The following is an 18357-nucleotide window of genomic DNA, read 5'->3' as shown; positions in this document are numbered from 1 at the left end:
CTGCCGTTAATTGATAATGATAATCATTTGTGGCAGAGAGCTTGATAGAAAGTGTGAACCCTGTATGAAGTTGTACCAATTAAGTTTGTTGTTTGTGTGTTTGGCATGTGCGTCGCTGTTTGTCGGAGTACAGGACCTGTCTCTTTTACAGTTGTTTCATCTATCAGATGAACAAATGAACACCTTATTTTCAAGTCGCATCCCGCGGCTGATGAGTATTGTGCTTGCTGGCATGAGCCTGAGCTTATGCGGTTTTATCATGCAAAGCATGACGAGAAATAAATTTGTCTCTCCAACGACTGCAGGAACAATGGATTGGGCCAAGCTGGGTATTTTAACCGCTATGCTTGTTTTTACACAAGCAAGCCCGCTGATGAAAATGGCGATTGCGTTTTTATTTACGTTAGCTGGCAATCTATTATTCTTAAAAATTCTACGCCATATTAAGGTGAACGATACGATCTACGTACCGTTAGTCGGCTTAATGTTTGGCGGAATTGTTAGTTCAATTTCCACGTTTATAGCCTATAAATATGATTTGATCCAAAACGTATCCGCATGGCTGCAAGGGGATTTTTCTCTTATTGTTCAGGGGCGTTATGAACTGCTCTATGTGAGTGTTCCTCTATTGATCATCGCGTATTTATATGCTGACCGCTTTACAGTGGCTGGTATGGGTGAGAGCTTTGCCGTCAATTTAGGTTTAACGTATAAACGTGTCATGGCAGTTGGTTTGGTGATTGTTTCGATGATTACTTCTGTAACGATTTTGACTGTTGGCATGCTGCCATTCCTTGGCTTAATCATTCCGAATATTGTATCGATCTACCGAGGGGATCACTTGAAAAAGAGCCTGCCGCATACGGCTTTATTAGGGGCCATTTTTGTGCTCATATGTGACGTGCTCGGACGGGTGATTATTTATCCATATGAAATATCTGTCGGGCTTATGGTCGGCATTATTGGAAGTGCGATCTTCCTGTACATGTTATTAAGGAGGAAGCGCTATGCATAAGAAACGAACATTATTTCTCATTGCAGCCATTGCAGCCGTATTCGCTGTCATCTTCGTCACCTTTCAAATGGGGTACTGGGAGTACACAGTGCCGAGCCGTTTAAAAAAGGTGCTTGCCATGACTTTGACAGGAGGCGCGATTGCCTTTTCCTCTGTTGTGTTTCAAACATTGACCAATAACCGAATCTTAACGCCAAGCATTTTAGGGTTAGACGCGCTTTACTTGTTTTTGCAAACGGCAATTATTTATCTTTTTGGATCGACCAATTTGATGATCGCGAATAAGAACCTGAATTTCTTTCTCTGCGTTGGATTAATGATTCTATTTTCTGTGCTGCTCTATACGGTCATGTTCAAGCGCAAAAACAAGCATATTTTCTTACTCCTGCTTGTCGGGATTGTGTTTGGAACATTGTTCAAAAGTCTTTCTTCCTTTATGGAAATGCTCATTGACCCGAATGAATACCAAGTCGTACAGGACAAGTCCTTTGCCAGCTTTAATCACATGAACACAGATATTTTACTCTTCGCTTCTCTTTTATTTGCGGCACTTTGTCTTTATATATGGACCTTCCGCGCGAAATTAGATGTCATGTCGTTAGGAAAGGAACAGGCTGTGAATCTCGGGATTGACTATGACGGGATCACAAAAAAGATGCTGATCGTCATTGCCGTCCTTGTTTCTATTGCGACGGCCCTCGTCGGCCCAATTACGTTTCTTGGCTTACTCGTCGTAAATGTGGCAAGAGAGCTGTTTCGTACATATCGGCACACGTACTTGCTATTAGGCTCGTTTTTCATTAGTGTCATTGCGCTTGTTGGCGGGGAATTTCTTGTGGAAAAGGTTTTTACGTTTCAAACACCGCTTAGTGTGCTGATTGATTTAGTCGGCGGACTGTATTTTATTTATCTACTTTTAAAGGAGAGTCGTTCATGGTCGTGATGAAGGGAGTCAGTAAGACATATAACGGAAAAACAGTGCTTCACGAAACAACTGTCAGTGTAAAAAAAGGACAGCTGACCTCTCTCATTGGTCCAAATGGCGCAGGCAAAAGTACGCTTTTGTCCATCATGAGCCGCCTGATTCAACCTGATACTGGGGAAGCTTATTTAGAGGATAAACCTTATCGAGCGTACTCTCCTCAGGATCTTGCGAAAAAAATGAGCATCTTGAAGCAGTCGAACCACATGAGTGTGCGTCTGACCGTTCGTGAGCTTGTCAGCTTTGGCCGCTTTCCTTACTCTCAAGGCCGCTTGACAAAAGAAGATGAGAACATGATTGATGTGTCGCTTCAATACATGAGACTCATCGAAATCCAGCATCAATATTTAGATGAACTAAGCGGCGGACAAAGGCAGAGAGCCTTTATTGCCATGGTGCTGGCTCAGGATACGGATTATATTTTCTTAGATGAGCCTTTAAATAATTTAGATATGAACCATTCAGTTGAAATGATGAAGCTGTTTCAGCAGCTCGTGAAAGATCTTGGAAAAACGATTGTTGTTGTTCTCCATGATATTAACTTTGCATCTGTCTATTCAGATCACATCGTCGCCTTAAAAGAGGGTCAGGTGATCAAAGAAGGAAGCGTTGATGAAGTGATTCAAACAGAAGCACTTGAACACATTTATGACATGCGCATACCGATCGAAATCATTCGTGGTGAGCGTATTTGCTTATATTTTTCTTGAAAAAATGAAGAGGTGATCAATCATGAAAAAATGGATTTGGATGATAACATTACTAACAGCGATTGCTGTCCTTGCTGCCTGTGGTAACCAAGGGAAAACAGCGGGAACGAATGAGGAAACCGTAACAGTAAAGGATATGTTGAATAAAGACGGTGTGAAGATCAAGAAAAACCCGAAAAAAGTCGTCGTTTTTGATATGGGAAGTCTCGATACACTTGATAAGCTTGGTGTCAACGTGACAGCCTTACCAAAACAAGTGATTCCTCACTATTTATCTAAATATGAAAGTGACAAATATGAAAATGTCGGCGGGTTAAAAGAGCCAAACTTTGAGAAAATTGCAGAGATGAAGCCTGACTTGATCATTATTCAGCACCGTCAAGCAGATGCATTTGATGAATTTTCTGAAATTGCTCCGACGATTTATATGGATGTAGATAATGCAAACTATATGGATTCATTTAAAAAGAATGCTGAGACGTTAGGGAAGATTTTTGATAAGGAAGACCAAGTCAAAAAAGAACTTTCTGCTATTGATCAAAAAGTAGATGCATTAAAGAAACAAGCAAAAGAGTTAAAGAAAAATGGTCTCGTCATCATGGCGAACGACAGCAAAATGACGGCATTTGGTCCTAAGTCAAGATATGGTCTGATCCATGATGTATTTGGCATCACACCAGCAGATCAAAAGCTAGAGCCATCTGATAAACACGGACAAAGCATTTCGTATGAGTATATGGTCAAAACGAATCCAGATTACTTATTTGTCGTGGATCGCGGTGCGGCGATTGGAGAAGAAACGTCTGCGAAACAGCTTGTTGAAAATGATTATGTGAAATCAGTCAAAGCAGTTAAAAACAATCATGTGGTGTATTTAAACTCTGACATGTGGTATTTAGCAGGCGGCGGCCTTGAATCATTGAATGCGATGATTGATGAAGTGAAAAAAGGAATTGAATAAAAGTAATCGATGAAAAGCTGCTCCTATCGAGCAGTTTTTTATTGTGGATACATAAAAATATGTTGCATGCAGGAAACTTTCATCAAAATATGTTATAGTGGAACCTACATTGTGAGACTAAGATAGAGTGAGGGTTCGGAAAGGATGAAGGAGAAAACAAGATCAAAAAGAAGGCTAAGACCTTGGGTGAAAGTCGTGCTGTTTATCATGGCATTTGTCATGGTTATGGCTGTATCTGTCACAGGATATGCATACTATAAAATTTCAAAAGCGTCGAATAAAGCGCAAGTATCTTTAGAAAGAGGAGAGACCTCGCAAAAGCGTGTGAAAGCTTTTGATCCAGGAAAGGATAGCTTTTCGGTGCTGCTCTTAGGGATTGACAGCCGTCCAGGTGAAACGGTAGACGAAGCAAGAAGTGATGCGGTCTTACTGGCGACGGTGAATCGAACAGACAAAACGATCAAGCTCCTAAGTATTCCTCGTGATTCTTATGTTGATATACCGGGGAGAGGATATGATAAAATTGCTCACGCCCATGCGTTTGGGAGTGCAGATTTATCAGTCAAAACGGTAGAGAATTTGTTAAACATCCCGGTAGACTATGTGATTGCAGGAAACTTTAAGGCGTTTCAAGACATTGTCGATGAGCTAAATGGAATTGACGTAACGATTGAAGATGAAGGCATTGCAAAACAAATGGAAAAGGATTCAAAAGGAAAAGTTCATGTGGAAACAGGCACGCATACGCTCAGTGGTGAAGAAGCATTAGCGTTTGTGAGAACGAGAAAGGCAGATAGTGATCTCATGCGTGGAAAGCGCCAAATGGAAGCACTTCAAGCCATCTTTGAAAAATCCAAATCCATTTCTTCCATACCGTCTTATGACAACATCATTGATACACTTGGGGATAACGTCTCCACCAATTTATCCATGAAGCAGTTGATCGGTCTATTCCCTTTACTGAGTTCATTAAAATCAGTGGATACCATCCAGTTAAAAGGGCACGATTACCAGCCTGGGAATGTGTATTACTTTGAGTTAGATGGACCAGGATTAGAAGAAGTGAGACAAGAGCTGAGAAAACAGCTCGAATTGTCATAATGGAGAAAGAGCCTGCCGCTGTGGCAGGCTTCAGCGTGTAGACAAACCCTCGCATTCTTTGTCAGTCCTGCGTGCTGGTGCTCACGAATGTGAAATTCGCTCCGCGCCAGTACTCGTCCTTTCTAGACTGCAAAGGTTTTCTATCACGCTGAAAAGAAGACAAAGGGCTAAAATAAAGTTCATTTTAGCCCTTTGTCAACTATCTGGAGCCTGCCACAGTGGCAGGCTTTTTTTAATAATAGAGGGTTGCAGGCATCGTTGGGTACCACACACCATTTAAAGCAAGCGCCCAGCCATACACCTTTTGACCTGATTCAATCTTGTCCTTTACCGAAGTGAGCGCTTCGTATGAAAAGACTTGATAAGACTGTCCGGTTTTTTTAGCGACAATGACCGATAGAATATTGTCATTGAATACACTTGGCTCTTCGTCCGTACTCGTCCAAGCAATTCGATTATAGTAATTCATGTTAAAAGGATTTTCGAGTGCTTTCACTTCAAACTTCACTCGTTTTCCAACGATAGAAACCGTTGTATAAGCTACACTTGTTATTTGTGCAGATGTTGCTGGGGCTTGTTTTCCTGTTTGCAGTGGTTCTAATGCCGAAACGGTACTTGGCACAAGTAATCCTGCTGCTAAGGTAAGTGCTGTTATTTTTTTGAACATGAGTTGAAACCTCCTAATTTTTGGTATAACAATCAATTCGCCAAAAACTAAAGAGTTCCTTCTATAAATGTAAAATATAACCATATTATTTTCCAGAATGGAGAAAATAATGGGTGAGCATTTCCTCTACACGATGACGTATACGGGGATTAAAATATTTATGCTTTTCTTCATAGCCATTTATCAGAAATAAATATGTCGTAAATCCTTCATCGTGTTCAATTTGCTGTACGTTCATTTTTTCTTTACGTAACTGTTGTTTCAGTTGATAAAGGGCTTTTTGTGCTTCTTTTAATGAAGAGGTGACTAGCTGAATATATGGTTCATTTAGTTTGAATGTTTGATGTTTTTTAAGGTGCGTCAAATCACGATTGAGGATGGAGATGACCATTGGAAGAAAGATGGCTTGTTCCATCATCTGAAGTTGTACGCTTGATAATCTCGTCATGTCCATGCCTGCTTTCTTTATATGTAGAACACTTGTTCTTGTTTATTATATCGGATGAGTTGAAAAATCTCAAGGGGGGGCTGAGAGGGATTCATTTGTATATTTTTATGTTTTCCATGTAAAATGAAAGATAGACAAACCTTGAAGGAGTCAAACAAGTTGCCATCATTTCTTGCTATATTTACTCATGAAAATATCACATCATTTTTTGAAAGCTACAAGGCTTTTGGACCCATTGTGGCTATATTACTCCCTTTAATAGAAGCATTTCTACCGTTTTTACCTCTCGTGGCATTTGCGGTGGCCAATGCAAATGCTTTTGGGCTATGGGAAGGCTTTTTATTGACCTGGATTGGTGCAAGTGCAGGGTCTATCCTTGTCTTTTTACTGATCAGAAAATTTGGACAGATGAGGATGCTGAACTTTATTAGCAGACACCCTTCTATTCAAAAGCTAATGCTTTGGGTTGAAAAGCGGGGATTTGGTCCGTTGTTTATTTTACTCTGCTTTCCTTTTACACCTTCTGCTGCCGTTAATGTCGTAGCAGGTCTATCAAGAATCAGCGTCTGGCAGTTCTCATTAGCTGCTTTATCAGGGAAGTGTGTCATGCTCTTTATTATTAGTTTTATCGGCTATGACATTTCTGCTTTAGTAAAGAATCCGTTAAGAAGTGTTTTTGCGGTTCTAGTCATTGCTTTATTATGGTATGTTGGAAAGAGAGTAGAAAATAGGTTGAATATTCGGATGAGTCAGCGTGAGGACAAAGGAGGCTCTTAATGAAAAAGAAGCCATTGCTATGGTTCATGATTATTACATGCATCGTCTTGTTGTTCCAAGTAAAGAATTTCATGTTTGTCACGTACAAAGTAGAAGGGGTTAGTATGGACCCGACATTTACAGATGGAACAGAATTATTAATTAACAAGTTCTCGCCAAAACTCACGAAAATTAGCCGGTTTGACTATGTGTTATTTCATGGCCCTAAAAATCAAATCTTGATCAAACGGGTCATTGGGCTTCCAGGAGAAACAATCAAATATGAAGATGATCAACTGTTTGTTGATGGTGTAAAGTGGAAAGAGCCGTATTTAAAAGAGCAGAAAAAACATAAAATGGGCAACGTCCTAACAGGTGATTTTCAGCTGAAAGCCATCACCGGTCGTCAGAACATACAAAACAATCATTACTTCGTGATCGGAGATAATCGAATACATAGCTTTGACAGCCGGCATTTTGGAACCATCTCAAAGGATCAAGTAGTCGGTGTAAAAAGGAATCATGATGAATAAAAAAGAGCCGCTCTGCATAAGTAGAGCGGCTTTTTCTATTTAGCGGTTTTATAATCAGTCTGTCTTTTTGCCCAGACATGATGTAAGAAACGAAAAAACGGTGGCAGCATGGCGATGACCAAAATAATTCTGACGACTTGTACAGCCACAACAAATGTGGAATCCTCATGAAGTGTAACAGCTGTTGTGGCCATTTCTGCAATACCGCCAGGCGAAAAAGCAAGAATGGCTGTAATGACAGAAATACCTGTTATTTCTGCAATGGCAATTGAACTGAGAACGGTCGCAGCAATCAATCCGGCTGAGCTGACGACGGCCACAATCAAGGTATTTTTTAACCCGACAAACATTTGTTTATTCATTTTTGACCCGATGGTTGCCCCTAGAAATACCTGTGACGCAATGTTCGCTTGGGCTGGCCAGTAAGGAATCAAATCATGACCTGTCAAGGCGCCTGCCCCTACTTGGAGAGCTGCCACACCTAACATACTGCCGATGAGCCAAGGGGCGGGAAAGTGAAGACGCACGGCTAGGCGTGACATCAGCCATGCCCCTAAAATGAGTGCAGCAGTCCAAGAAATGTTTGATATTGTGAAAACGCCTGATGAGAAGGCGCTGCCTTGGGCGACTACCACATCTGATTGGCTTTTTGTATTTAAATAAAATACCGTAAATGGAATGGTCAGTACGACCATTAACACACGTATCGTTTGTACGAGACTCACTACAGCTGTATTTGCTCCAACCTCTTGGGCGATGCCCGGCATAGCGGAAAGACCGCCGGGGGCAGTGCCGACAAAGCTAGTCAGCATATCTGTTTTACTCAGCTTCCATAAGACAAACCCGGAGAGCATGGCTAATAAAATAGAAAAGACGAGCATGAAACTCACGGGAAGCCAATTTTCAGCGAAAATGTGAAGGACTTTCATGTTCATTTTTTGTCCTAGTTCGATTCCGAGAATGAATTGACCAAGGAGTAGCCATCTGCTGTGAATACGTAAGGTATTCTTTCCTTTACGCTGAAACAGGGCGGGACGGCGCAGGGCAATAAATGCAGCTGTCATTAATGTGCCAATCATCCAGCCGATAGACATCCCTGTTAGAGATAAAAGGAATCCACCTAAACCGCTTACCGCAATCAAAATGAGATCGGTTCGAAGGCTGTTTCCTTGCTTCATCACGTATAAACCTTCTTCCTGTATATTTGTTCAGTAAGTGAAATGTTGTTATCTTCACTATAATACAAAAGTCTCTATAAATAAAATACGAATTTTTTTAGTATTTTCATAAGATTATCTTATGGTTAACTCTGTTAGAAAAAATTGTTTTTGATATAAATGTCATATAATTTTTGTCAAAAACAAATACAATATACAACGATTTTCCCCTATTTTTGTTATCGGTTGACTATCATTTTCAATTACACTACAATGCTTAGTGTGAGGTGATGACATGAAAATTCCTTCTTTTAAATATAATGAAAAGGGATTGAACCGCTTTTTCGGTCCTTTAGAAGGAAGGATTATGGAGATCCTTTATCAAGGTGAGGATATGCCGATTAAAGAGGTACAGCAGAAGCTGTCAGATGAGAAGCCAATTAATTTCAACACGGTCATGACGGTACTCAATCGATTAACCGAAAAAGGAATTGTGGAAAAGAAAACAAAAGGGCGTTCATCTATCTATAACCCTGTTTTAACAAAAGAAGAATTTTTAAATGAGCAAACGAAATGGATTACTCAAGGACTGATGGATGATTTCGGCCCCCTTGCAGTCAATCATATGGTGGACGCAATTGAAAGTGCTGATCCTGAATTACTGAAGGTACTCGAAGCAAGGCTTGCATCCAAAAAAGAGGAGAAACGACATGATTAAAATGAAGTCGAGTCTGCTGTTTTTAGGCGGTATATTGATTGGCTTAGTGATCTTTTACCAGATGGGCTATTATGTACTCTCAAGCTTTTTTGGCTGGAATCAAGCATATAACCTGATCCATGTGTGTCAATCTGTTCTCGAATTTTATGGATTCACTCCGTTAAAGTATTTTCTGGATGCGTTCGTCTTGTATACGCTTGGTTTTGCCGTTTTCTATATGACGAAGCAGGTCAGAAAGTATCTTCATTTCAAAAGAAATATGATGATGGCAGTCGATCAACATTCAACGCAAAGTCTATCAGACAAGTATAGAAATGAGATCATTGTGTTTCATTGCCATGAACCGCTTGCTTTCGCAATGGGGATGCTTCGGCCAAAAGTGTATCTCTCAACAGCGCTTATAGACATACTGGATGAAGGAGAAATCGATGCTGTTGTCTATCACGAATTACATCACAAATACAGCTACGATCCTTTAAAGACTTTCACTTTCTCTATGCTCACAAAAGTGATTTGGTACATTCCTGTGTTAAAGCATATGAGACAAAGTTACTCCGTTTTTCGTGAAGTCATTGCAGATGACTATGCCATTCAGCAGACAGGGACTGAGCTTGGAGTAGGGCAAGCCCTTTTGAAACTCATTAAAAATAGAACCCAGTTTCAAAAACAAACGAAATTTGCCGTGTCCTTTGGAGATAGAGCATTGAATTTAAGAATCCAAAAAATCTTAAACCCAACATACAACATACCGTTCAATGTACCACTTATCCCAATTGTGACATCAACCATCCTCATGTTGGTCTTAATGATTATGCTCAACTTAAATTACTAATTTTTTTTACGAATGAACATTACATGATGTAGTGTAAAAATGGGAGGAAATCACTATATGAAAACAAATCAAGAAATAGGAACACTTTTTGTACGCGTCATCTTAGGCATTATTTTCTTTTTACATGGACTTCAAGCATATCAAGGTGGACTAGGAGGCACTGCGGCATTTTTTGGTCAAATTGGTGTTCCTGAATTTATGGCCTATATTGTCAAAACAATTGAACTGGTTGGTGGAATTGCCCTGATTCTAGGTTTAGGCACACGTCTTTTCGCAGCTTTATTTGTGCCAATTATGGCTGTAGCCATTATCACAGTTGGTTTTGCAAGAGGATTTGTGGGCGGTTATGAATTTGAACTTTCTTTAATGGTCATGGCGCTTTACTTGACACTTAGTGGCAGCAAGATGCTTTCGATTGATGGATTGTTAAAACAACAGCAACAAAGCAATGAAGCAAAATTTCATTAAATAACAAAAAACTCCTTCTGCGATTTGTAGCAGAGGAGTTTTTTTATGGTCAAAAGGTCGTTTTATCATTAAAAAAGGAAAAGCGAAGAGTCGTTTTGATGATGACAGCCCTTTATTTCACATATTGAATGAGCAAAAAAGCAATTTCATTTTTTGACGGAACATACGATCTCCTATTAAAATAGGGGTAACTAAGAAACATGGTGCGTTAAAAGATATAGAAACCAGACAGCATGCTGCTGTTCATCTTGAGCAATACGCTTCATTAATTCCTTTGTTCCTTGATCACGGACATAGTCTGATACCGTTAAGTAAAAATCGACTGTTTTTTGTTCGTCTTTAAAGGCAAATAAGAGACCTTCCCTAAATTGGTCTGGACAAGGCTCTGTTATGCTTGGTTTGTGGTTTTTACCAGTCAAAGAATAGTATAGCTTTGTAAATAGCTGATAATGTCTGACTTCATCCTGACGTATTTCTTGAATGATTTTTTTCGCTTCAGGATTTTTTGCTTTTTGTGCAAGTTTTTCATAGCATTGGATCGCAGAATATTCGCCATTGATGGCCTTTTCAAGGTCTGCAATGATCCTTGTGTTTTGGCGCATGTCATATGGCGAGTAGTCATAATAACCGTAATACATGATATTGCCAGCCTCCTTTTAGATCATGATGGTTTATGATATGAAAAGAGTCGGGAAAGGTGCCTATTTTCTTTTCAATCGGAGGAGAAAGGGAAGGTGATAGGAAAATAGCTATTTACCTTTATTTTCGCTAGAATATGAGTACATAAGAAAGGTGTTGTGGAACGTGGAGATTCAGTTTTTAGCAGGCAGATCAGGGAGTGGAAAAACGACTGCAATTCTAGAAGAAATCAAAGAACAACTTCGGCTTGATCCGCTGGGTCCGCCAATCATTTTTTTAGTCCCGGATCAAATGACATTTTTAATGGAATATGAGCTTGCAAAAACATCTGAAGCTGGTGGAATGATCAGGGCCAAAGTCTTTAGTTTTACTCGGCTTGCCTGGTCTATATTACAGCAGACTGGCGGTGCGAACCGTCAATTTGTCACAAGCACAGGAATTCAAATGCTCTTAAGAAAAGTAATAGAAGAACAGAAAGACAAGTTTAAGGTATTCAAAAAGGCGAGTGATAAACCGGGATTTGTTGAGCAAATAGAAAAGACGATGGCTGAATTCAAAAGGTACTGTATGATGCCGGAGGATATTGAAAAAATCTCGGCATCCAGTATGCATTCAGAGTATACAGAAGAAAGACGTGCGGCGGAAAAATTGCATGATCTTCATGTTCTTTATCAGCAGATGGAGCAGCATCTGCAAGATGAGTATGTGCACTCAGAGGATTACTTGACACTTCTGGCTCAGCAAATTCCTTTATCAGAAGAATTGAGAGGGGCACACATTTATATAGATGGTTTTTATCAGTTTACCCCCCAGCAGCTTCTTGTCATTGAACAGCTTTTGCTACATGCAGAAAAAATAACAGCTGCATTCACAGTGGATCGTTCCTATCATGACACGCAGCCAAATGAACTTGATTTATTTCGCATGACAGGTAAGACATATTCCCAGCTTTATCAGTTGGCCAAAGAGTGCGGAGCGGCTATTTCTGAGAACATTTTGGAGAGAAATAAGCGGCATCTTCATACCCCAGATCTAGCTTATTTAGAAAATCAATATGAACAGAGACCTTTGCAGCCGTATCAAGAAGAAACGCCTCACCTTACCGTATCGAAAAGTGCAAATAAACGAGCTGAAATTGAGGGAGTAGCGAGAGATATTCTTGATTTAGTAAGAGGGGAAGGTCTTAGGTTACGAGACATCTCAATTGTTGCAAGACATGTAGACGACTATAAAGATACGTTAAAAGAGGTGTTTCGAGATTACGATATTCCTTTCTTTATTGATGGAAATGAATCGATGCAGTATCATCCGCTCATTGAGTTCATTCGTTCGAGCCTCGATGTCATAAAAGGGAACTGGCGGTATGAGGCGGTGTTTCGCTGCGTGAAAACGGAGTTCTTATTTCCGCTTGAACTCGCTAAAAACAAAGCAAGAGAACAGGCGGATCAGCTTGAAAACTATTGTATTGCTTACGGTGTAAAAGGTGAACGCTGGACGAATGGTTCACGATTTCATTATCGCCGCTTCCAATCACTAGATGAAGATTTTGGACAAACCGATCAAGAAATAGAAATGGAGCAAATGCTGAATGATGTAAAAGAATGGATTGTTCCGCCTCTCTTTCAATTGCAAAAAAGATTGAAAAAAGCGCAAAAGCTAAGAGACATGGTGGAGGCAGTGTATGTCTTTCTAGAGGAAGCCCAAGTGCCAGAAAAGCTTGAAAAGGCAAGGCTTGAGGCAGAAGAAGCAGGCAGATTAGCTGAAGCGATGCAGCATGGGCAAGTGTGGGATGCTGTCGTTCAATTGATGGATGAATTTGTTGAAATGCTGGGCGAGGAGGAGCTCTCATTTCCATTATTTCAACAGATGATGGATACAGGACTGTCCTCTCTCAAGTTCGCTTTGATTCCCCCTTCACTTGATCAAGTGTTTATCGGAAGTATGGATTTATCCAGAATGTATCAAGTAAAGTGTACGTTTGTCATTGGAGTAAATGATGGGGTTATACCTGCACGGCCCTCTGATGAAAGTGTATTGTCTGAAGACGACCGGGAATGGTTAAAACGTGCAGGAGCAGAGCTGGCAGAGACAGGGAAGGAACGGCTGCTGGATGAACAATTTTTGATTTATCAAGCGCTGTCCAGTCCATCGCACTACCTGTATGTATCCTATTCAGCTTCAGATACGGAAGGGCGGTCTCTTTTGCCTTCGACCCTCATCAAGTATTGTGAGGAACTGATGCCAAACCATCAGCAAGCCCTCTATGTGTTAGATCCAGAGCAGTTGGATGATCAGGAGCAATTAAAATTTGTAACAAACGAGCATGTCTCGTTATCCTATACCGTTTCGCAGCTGCAACAATGGCTCAACCAATATCCGATCAGCGGCGTATGGTGGAGTGTATATAATCATTTGATGACCTCTTCCAACCGCGACGTATCAAAAAAAATCATGTCCAGCTTGTTCTTTACAAATAGAGCGACACGTTTAAAGCCGAATGTCACAAAAGAACTTTACGGTGACCATATTCAGGGCAGTGTTTCAAGAATGGAGAAATTCAATGCATGTGCATTTTCTCATTTTGCTTCCCACGGGCTAAAACTAAAAGATCGACAATTTTACAAATTAGAAGCACCTGATATCGGCCAGCTCTTTCACTCAGCTTTAAAACTGATTTCAGATACGCTTGTTGAACAAAAAAAGGATTGGAAAAACTTAACGAAGGAAGATTGTGTGACCTACTCAAGGCATGCAATCGAACAGCTGGCTCCACGTCTGCAAAAAGAAATTTTATTAAGCTCTAATCGGCATGCTTATATCAAAGAAAAGCTCCAAAAAATCCTCATCAGGGTGTCTTCTATATTAAGCGAACATGCAAAAGTGAGCGGATTCTCTCCGGTTGGACTTGAGTTAGGTTTTGGAGGTCAAGGACCTCTGCCGCCGTTTACTTTTCAATTAAAAAACGGCTGCACGATGGAGCTTGTTGGAAGGATTGACCGAGTGGATAAAGCAGAAGGATCAAAAGGACTTCTATTAAGAATTGTCGACTATAAGTCCAGTGAGAAGGGGCTTGATCTAGCAGAAGTTTACTACGGTTTAGCCTTGCAAATGCTCACTTATTTAGACCTGACCATTACGTATTCTAAAGAATGGCTTGGCATGGAAGCGACACCGGCAGGGATTTTATACTTCCATATTCATGACCCGCTGATTCAAGCGCCTATTCCGCTCGCAGAGGATGCAATTGAGCAGGAAATATTGAAGAAATTTAAAATGAAGGGTCTATTGCTCGAAGATGTGGAAGCAGTGAAGTTGATGGATCAAACACTCGAATCAGGAAGATCACAAGTCATCCAAGCTGGTTTGAAAAAGGATGGTTCTTTCCGATCTGACTCTGCGGTATTAAGTGAAGATCATTTTCACATTCTCACAAAACACGTTCGGCGAACCTTTGAAGAGGCAGGAGAAAGAATTACAAGCGGTGAGGTAGAGATAAACCCATATAAATTAAAGGATCAAACCCCTTGCCGCTTTTGCTCCTTTAAGTCTATTTGCCAATTTGATGAATCAATAGAAGATAATGAATTTAGGGTGCTCACCTCTGAGAAGGATGATGTCATGTTAGACCGGATCAAAAAAGAAGGGGATCAGTATGCAAATACCAAAACCGAATAACAGTACTTGGACAGATGACCAATGGAACGCCATCGTTTCAGAAGGACAAGATATTCTTGTTGCTGCGGCGGCGGGGTCAGGGAAAACAGCGGTCTTGGTTGAACGGCTCATTCGAAAAATGACTCGGCCGGAGCAGCCAGTTGATGTGGACAGGCTGCTCGTAGTGACTTTTACCAATGCTTCAGCAGCAGAAATGAAGCACCGGATCACTGAAGCACTTGAAAAAGAACTATCTAAAAAACCTGGTTCCCTTCATATGCGGAGACAACTGTCACTTATGAATCGTGCCAATATTTCTACCTTGCACTCCTTTTGTTTGCAAGTTCTGCGCACTTTTTATTATGAGATTGACCTTGATCCAGGTTTTCGTTTGGGTGATCAAACAGAAGGAGAATTACTAGGAGATGAAGTGTTAGATGAACTGTTTGAGGATGAGTATAAGGCTGGAAAGCCGTCATTCTTTGAACTCGTTGATCGTTACACATCTGATCGGCATGATTTAGATCTTCAATGGCTTGTCAAAAGAATTTATGAGTTTTCTAGGTCACATCCAGCGCCCGAACAGTGGATGCGGGCATTCCTTTCTCTTTATGATGTGGATACACAGACAAAGGTAGAAGAATTACCCTTTTATCCATATATCAAAGAGGACCTTTCTCTCGTTTTAAGAAGCTGTCAGGAACTGCTGGAACAAGCGCTCACTTTATCAAAAGAGCCGGGCGGTCCAGCACCGAGAGCAGAGAATTTTATAGATGATTTAGAGCAAGTAAATGAATTAATAAGGCATCAAGATGATTTTGGAACACTTTATGAGCTTTTGCCAAACATCAATTTTAAAAGGTTAAAGACTTGCAAAGGGGATGACTATGACCCAGCTCTGTTAGAAAAAGCAACAGATGCACGCAATCAAGCCAAAAAACAATTAGAAAAGCTAAAAGATGAATACTTTATGCGCAGTCCCGATCAGCATTTAAAAAGCTTGGCTGAAATGAAGCCAGTTGTAGAAACACTTGTAGAGCTTGTGATTCAATATGGAGAGCGTTTCGAAAGAGCAAAACAAGAAAAATCAATCGTAGACTTTTCGGATCTAGAACATTATTGTTTGCGCATTTTAGCGAAGCAGGACGCAGAAGGAAATCTCATTGAAACAGAAGCGGCTAAGTACTATCAACAGCAATTTGAAGAAGTACTCGTGGATGAATACCAGGATACAAACCTTGTCCAAGAAACGATTTTAAAGCTTGTGTCTAAAGGGAAACATCCTGCCGAAGGCAATCGCTTTATGGTTGGTGATGTGAAGCAGTCCATTTATCGCTTTAGACTTGCAGAGCCGATGCTCTTTTTAAATAAATATAAACAATTTAAAGCAGACAGCAATGAAACAGGTAAAAGAATTGATCTAAATAAAAACTTCCGTAGCCGGGCTGATGTATTAGACAGTACCAACTTTCTGTTCAAACAGCTGATGGGAGAAACAGTTGGAGAAATTGAATATGACGAACAAGCTGAATTAAAGCTTGGAGCGAGTTATCCGCAAAGCGAAGACACGACGACAGAAATGCTTCTTGTTCATTTAGATCAGCACGACACAGAAAGCGATGAAGAACGAGAAGAGCTAGAGACGGTTCAATTTGAGGCGAGAGTGATTGCAAAGAAAATAAAAGAATTGGTAGAACAGCCTTTTCAAGTGTACGATGCAAAACAGCAGCTGACCCGCAACTTGCAGTATCGAGACATTGTGATCTTGCTTCGCTCAATGCCGTGGGCTCCGCAAATGATGGAAGAGTTGAAGAAGCAGGGAATCCCTGTTTATGCGAATCTTTCCTCAGGTTATTTTGAAGCTACAGAAGTATCTGTCATTCTTTCTTTGTTAAAAGTGATTGATAATCCATATCAAGATATTCCGCTCGCTGCTGTTTTAAGGTCACCTCTTGTTCATTTAGACGAAAATGAGATGGCACTGATTAGAACAAGTGATAAAAAAGGCACTTATTATGACGCTGTGAAGGCATTTATGAGTGTGACAAACTCTGATCATCCGACATGCAGAAAGCTGGAGCGTTTCTTCCTTCAATTACGCAAATGGCGTGATTTTTCTATTCAGCATTCGGTAGCAGAACTGATTTGGGAAGTGTACCGAGATACACAATATCTAGATTATGTCGGCGGGATGCCAGGAGGTAAGCAAAGACAGGCAAACCTTCGGGCTTTATATGATCGAGCGAAACAGTATGAAAAGGCTGCATTTAGAGGGCTGTTTCGATTTCTTCGATTTATTGAAAGAATGCAAGAGCGTGGAGATGATCTTGGAGCAGCAAAAACGTTCAGTGAAACAGAGGATGTTGTCCGCATGATGACCATTCATAGCAGTAAAGGACTCGAATTCCCTGTTGTGTTTACTGCAGGACTTGGCAGGAACTTTAATATGATGGATTTAAACCAGTCCTATTTGCTCGATAAAGAATTAGGTTTTGGCAGCAAATATATTCATCCTGAGCTGAGAATTAGTTATGCAACATTACCGCTGATCGCGATGAAAAAAAAGATGAGAAAAGAACTATTATCTGAAGAACTGAGGGTTCTATATGTGGCGCTCACAAGGGCGAAAGAAAAATTATTTTTAGTCGGTTCTGTCAAAAATCAAGTGAAAGCTTTAAGCAAGTGGCAAAATGCCGCAAACGGAGACGACTGGCTTCTCCCTGATTTTGAACGTTATCAAGCGAGAACATACTTAGATTTTATTGGCCCTGCTCTTATCCGTCATCAAGCGATGTCTTCTCTTTTAGAAGAATCGAGAGAAGTCGTTCTCTCTCATCCATCATCATTTTCTATCACCTTTCATCAAGCGTCCGATCTTCTACAAGAAGACATGTCACTTGAAAAACAAAAACAAGACGAAGTGGTACAAGCATTAATGGAAGGTGTGCCTGTTCAAGGATATGGCGATTACGAGGAGGAAGTAAAAGAAAGACTTACATGGCGTTATCCATATTTAGCGGCCTCCCAAGTAGGGACAAAGCAGTCAGTTTCTGAGATCAAAAGAATGAAAGAAATACAGGATGAATACAGTGTGCCTTCTTCCATTCGAAAAGCTCATGCGACACTTTACGAACGACCGGCTTTTATGAAGAAAAAAACACTCACAGCCGCAGAACAAGGGACGGCCATGCATACAGTTATGCAGCATATCCCTCTTCCTTCAAATGAACCATATGATGAATCTCGTGTAGAAGAGCTGCTCCATTCTTTAAAAGAGAAAGACTTACTAACAGATGAACAAATCCAGTCCATCAATCGAGAAGGAATTGTGGCCTTCTTTTCTACTGCTATTGGTCAAAAACTGCGGAAAGCGGACTGGGTGAAACGAGAAGTATCGTTTAGTATGGTTTTACCGGTTAAAGAGGTATACAGCCATATTGATGCAGAAGGTGAACCTGTGCTCATTCAAGGAATGATTGATTGTTTATTTGAAGCAGATGGCAAGCTCTATTTACTTGATTATAAAACAGATCGAGTGACTGGCAGATTCTCAGGTGGATTAGAGGAAGCTGAAGCGATGTTAAAAAAACGCTATGAAACGCAAATATCGTTGTATACAGCAGCGGTAGAACGTTTAACAAACAGAACATTAGAGGAAAAAATCCTTTATTTCTTTGATGGAAATCTAGAAATTTCTTTATAGGTGGAATGAATGA

Annotated in this window: 16 protein-coding genes; 12 read left to right on the top strand and 4 right to left on the bottom strand. The window is 40.5% G+C overall.

The window, feature by feature from the left end; translation table 11 throughout:
- Nucleotides 1-64 precede the first annotated feature (64 nt).
- The 5 genes from LCD32_RS00885 (at nt 65) to LCD32_RS00865 (ending at nt 4769) form a co-directional block, all read left to right on the top strand.
- On the top strand, nt 65-1015 hold the full coding sequence (locus LCD32_RS00885; RefSeq protein ID WP_017366964.1) for an ABC transporter permease: 951 nt from the start codon (nt 65-67) through the stop codon (nt 1013-1015).
- On the top strand, nt 1008-1958 hold the full coding sequence (locus LCD32_RS00880) for an iron chelate uptake ABC transporter family permease subunit (protein ID WP_060780946.1): 951 nt from the start codon (nt 1008-1010) through the stop codon (nt 1956-1958). Before LCD32_RS00885 ends, LCD32_RS00880 begins: the two co-directional genes overlap by 8 nt.
- A complete protein-coding gene (locus LCD32_RS00875) occupies nt 1949-2707 on the top strand; it encodes an ABC transporter ATP-binding protein (RefSeq protein WP_060780947.1) in 759 nt (252 codons plus the stop codon). The genes LCD32_RS00880 and LCD32_RS00875 overlap by 10 nt, the downstream gene beginning before the upstream one ends.
- Nucleotides 2708-2729: 22 nt before the next feature.
- Nucleotides 2730-3668 carry a siderophore ABC transporter substrate-binding protein gene (locus tag LCD32_RS00870; RefSeq protein WP_060780948.1) on the top strand — a complete coding sequence of 313 codons (939 nt, stop codon included), beginning with the start codon at nt 2730-2732 and terminating at the stop codon, nt 3666-3668.
- Between the two features lie 144 nt (nt 3669-3812).
- A complete protein-coding gene (locus tag LCD32_RS00865; RefSeq protein WP_008348636.1) occupies nt 3813-4769 on the top strand; it encodes an LCP family protein in 957 nt (318 codons plus the stop codon).
- A 232-nt stretch (nt 4770-5001) separates the two neighbouring features.
- On the opposite strand, the gene LCD32_RS00860 is transcribed toward LCD32_RS00865, so the two are convergent.
- Together LCD32_RS00860 and LCD32_RS00855 are read right to left on the bottom strand one after the other, a co-directional pair.
- Nucleotides 5002-5436 carry an enoyl-CoA hydratase gene (locus tag LCD32_RS00860; RefSeq protein ID WP_224562565.1) on the bottom strand — a complete coding sequence of 145 codons (435 nt, stop codon included), beginning with the start codon at nt 5434-5436 and terminating at the stop codon, nt 5002-5004.
- Nucleotides 5437-5521: 85 nt separating this feature from the next.
- A complete protein-coding gene (locus LCD32_RS00855; protein ID WP_008348633.1) occupies nt 5522-5884 on the bottom strand; it encodes a hypothetical protein in 363 nt (120 codons plus the stop codon).
- 159 nt (nt 5885-6043) lie between these two features.
- On the opposite strand from LCD32_RS00855, the gene LCD32_RS00850 reads away from it, so the two are divergent.
- Together LCD32_RS00850 and lepB are read left to right on the top strand one after the other, a co-directional pair.
- Nucleotides 6044-6661 (top strand): TVP38/TMEM64 family protein, encoded by a 618-nt coding sequence (locus LCD32_RS00850; RefSeq protein ID WP_017360223.1) that lies wholly within the window; start codon nt 6044-6046, stop codon nt 6659-6661.
- Entirely contained in the window at nt 6661-7173 is a 513-nt protein-coding gene (lepB, locus tag LCD32_RS00845) for a signal peptidase I (RefSeq protein ID WP_007499139.1), read from the top strand. The genes LCD32_RS00850 and lepB overlap by 1 nt, the downstream gene beginning before the upstream one ends.
- 35 nt (nt 7174-7208) lie before the next feature.
- Here the strand turns inward: lepB and LCD32_RS00840 are convergent, their stop codons facing one another.
- On the bottom strand, nt 7209-8351 hold the full coding sequence (locus LCD32_RS00840) for an AbrB family transcriptional regulator (RefSeq protein WP_048002596.1): 1143 nt from the start codon (nt 8349-8351) through the stop codon (nt 7209-7211).
- Between the two features lie 274 nt (nt 8352-8625).
- On the opposite strand from LCD32_RS00840, the gene LCD32_RS00835 reads away from it, so the two are divergent.
- Genes LCD32_RS00835 through LCD32_RS00825 form a run of 3 tightly spaced genes read left to right on the top strand, consistent with a single transcriptional unit; the run spans nt 8626 to nt 10348 of the window.
- Nucleotides 8626-9048, top strand: a complete 423-nt coding sequence (locus LCD32_RS00835) for a BlaI/MecI/CopY family transcriptional regulator (RefSeq protein WP_007499135.1) — start codon at nt 8626-8628, stop codon at nt 9046-9048.
- Nucleotides 9041-9880, top strand: a complete 840-nt coding sequence (locus LCD32_RS00830) for a M56 family metallopeptidase (RefSeq protein ID WP_035392496.1) — start codon at nt 9041-9043, stop codon at nt 9878-9880. Before LCD32_RS00835 ends, LCD32_RS00830 begins: the two co-directional genes overlap by 8 nt.
- 57 nt (nt 9881-9937) lie before the next feature.
- Nucleotides 9938-10348, top strand: a complete 411-nt coding sequence (locus LCD32_RS00825) for a DoxX family protein (RefSeq protein WP_008348626.1) — start codon at nt 9938-9940, stop codon at nt 10346-10348.
- Between the two features lie 191 nt (nt 10349-10539).
- Here the strand turns inward: LCD32_RS00825 and LCD32_RS00820 are convergent, their stop codons facing one another.
- A complete protein-coding gene (locus LCD32_RS00820) occupies nt 10540-10986 on the bottom strand; it encodes a ferritin-like domain-containing protein (protein ID WP_007499129.1) in 447 nt (148 codons plus the stop codon).
- A 166-nt stretch (nt 10987-11152) separates the two neighbouring features.
- Here LCD32_RS00820 and addB point away from each other — a divergent pair, with 166 nt between their 5' ends.
- Both addB and addA read left to right on the top strand, forming a co-directional pair.
- The gene (addB, locus tag LCD32_RS00815; protein WP_060780950.1) at nt 11153-14662 is read left to right on the top strand and encodes a helicase-exonuclease AddAB subunit AddB; all 3510 of its coding nucleotides are present in this window, start codon (nt 11153-11155) and stop codon (nt 14660-14662) included.
- A complete protein-coding gene (gene addA, locus LCD32_RS00810) occupies nt 14640-18344 on the top strand; it encodes a helicase-exonuclease AddAB subunit AddA (protein ID WP_224562562.1) in 3705 nt (1234 codons plus the stop codon). The genes addB and addA overlap by 23 nt, the downstream gene beginning before the upstream one ends.
- Nucleotides 18345-18357 lie beyond the last annotated feature (13 nt).

The organism is Bacillus sp. RSS_NA_20 (assembly GCF_020165915.1).
GTDB classification, from domain to species: Bacteria; Bacillota; Bacilli; order Bacillales; family Bacillaceae; genus Bacillus; species Bacillus altitudinis.
Note: the sequence above shows the minus strand (reverse complement) of the source record. Positions and strands in the feature narration are given on the sequence as shown.